This is a genomic window from Endozoicomonas arenosclerae (assembly GCF_001562015.1).
GTDB classification, from domain to species: domain Bacteria; phylum Pseudomonadota; class Gammaproteobacteria; order Pseudomonadales; family Endozoicomonadaceae; genus Endozoicomonas_A; species Endozoicomonas_A arenosclerae.
Map to the genome: position 1 here is coordinate 1 of NZ_LASA01000049.1, position 1904 is coordinate 1904.

2 protein-coding genes are annotated in these 1904 nt (G+C 42.1%); one reads left to right on the forward strand and one right to left on the reverse strand.

Going from position 1 to position 1904, the window contains the following annotated elements; all coding sequences use genetic code 11:
- Positions 1-210: transposase (locus WG89_RS30185; protein ID WP_479686489.1), on the reverse strand; the 210-nt coding region annotated here is incomplete at its 3' end.
- A gap of 152 nt (positions 211-362) precedes the next feature.
- Between WG89_RS30185 and WG89_RS03145 the strand changes: the two genes are divergently transcribed.
- A complete protein-coding gene (locus tag WG89_RS03145; RefSeq protein ID WP_281177673.1) occupies positions 363-1682 on the forward strand; it encodes an AMP-binding protein in 1320 nt (439 codons plus the stop codon).
- The last annotated feature ends 222 nt before the right edge of the window (positions 1683-1904 follow it).

The window sequence follows — 1904 nt, forward strand, 5'->3', positions numbered from 1 at the left end:
GCCATAAAACAGGAGTGAAACCATCATGGCAGGATGCCAGCCTTTTGATCCTGTGCCTCGATAAGAATTGATCAGTGGAGACAGGTCGAGCTGGTCAACAACATCCACCACAAAGCGAGCCATATGACCTTCTGGAAGATAATCCTGGATGCTGGCAGGGAAAAGGTCGGGAGTGTTTCGGTCGACCGGTTTGAACTTCCACTTATTCATAGTGCTTTGAGTGTTACTGGTACTGGAATCAGGATTTTACCTGTTTTGCTGGTTAAGTCCGACAGGCTCCTAGGAGACTCGAATAAACTGGATAGAGAGTTTACAAGAAATTTATCTTCGAGTGTTCAGATTGATGCAATTGCCCTGTCGTTATCCCCAAAGAGATCACTCGCTCAACTGAGGACTTTTATTGCCTTGTCGCGAAAGAACAAATTACAGTACTGAATCAGACCCCCCTAGCTTTCTATCAGTTTGCAGAGAGTGATTCTCAAGTATCCCTTCCTTTATCACTGAGATATGTCATTTTTGGAGGGGATGTACTCTCTTTGGATGCTCTGAAAACATGGGTGGAAAGCCATGGTACAGAAAAACCAAAACTTATTAATATGTACGGCATCACTGAAACAACTGTACATGCTACCTTTTATCCCATAACCAATGAGGACATCAGTCGAGGTGGTGCGAGCCCACTAGGCTCTCCGCTACCAGACTTGAATATCTATCTTCTTGATCAGATGCTTCGTCCAGTCGGGGCTGGAATTCCGGGTGAGATATATATAAGTGGTGCGGGTGTGTCTAAAGGTTATTGGAACAATACTCTCTTAACCGACAATAAGTTTATTAAACACCCTGATTTACCGAATGAGCCACTCTATAAGTCAGGAGACTTGGCGCTACGTAATCAAAAAGATCAGATAATATACCTCAAGCGGCTTGATAACCAAATAAAAATTCGAGGTTATCGGGTTGAGTTGGGTGATATTGAAGCTGTATTGCAAAAATTACCAGGGGTAAAAAAGGCTGTAGCTGCAATAAAGCATCACGCTAACCAATCTGTGATATCTGCATATTTAGTAGCTGATAATTGCTCACCCGAAGATACAGCTACTTTAAATGACGAACTAGTGGAGGCTTGGGAAAGTATTTACGAGCAAGAATATGATTCTGGTTCTCAAAAAGCTAAACCAGATATAACTCGTGACTTTCAAGGCTGGAATAGCTCGTTTACTGGTAAGCCAATCCCCCAAGGAGATATGGATGAGTGGTTAGCCGAAACCCTGAAGAGGATTAATTGCCAAGCTGAAGACAGTATCTTGGAAGTAGGCTGTGGTTCAGGCTTACTCATGTATCCATTACTTGATCAGTGCAAGCACTACCAAGGACTTGACTTTTCTAAAAACATTATTGATCGCCACAGAAAATATTTAAAAGATCACGATATAAAACATGCGCTAGTCTCTCATGGGCACGCTGATAAATTAACACTATTATTACCCTCAAAAAATAACGTTGTTACTCTTGGTATTATAAATTCAGTGATACAGTATTTCCCTGACTTAAGCTATCTGGATAAAGTGCTTGATCAGACTATAAGAAAAATGAGTGGTGGCCGACTTTTTATAGGAGATGTCAGAGATTATAGACTATTGACGGTTTTTAATACCAGAATAGTCTCTTCCAATATGAAATGAGCCTGAAGAAGGGGCTGGTTTCTAACATGAAATGAGCCGACTTCAGCACTGTCGTTCATGATGAGGATATGAAAATCATCATGAACACCCATTTCATCAAAACCCTGGAGGATGTAAGAAGCCTCCTTTCACAAGCAGACTGTCTGGAGCCCGGCTGGGACTCCAAGGACGAATGTTACCGTTGGATTGAGCTAACCCTCAGCCACTTCAAATACCGTTCCC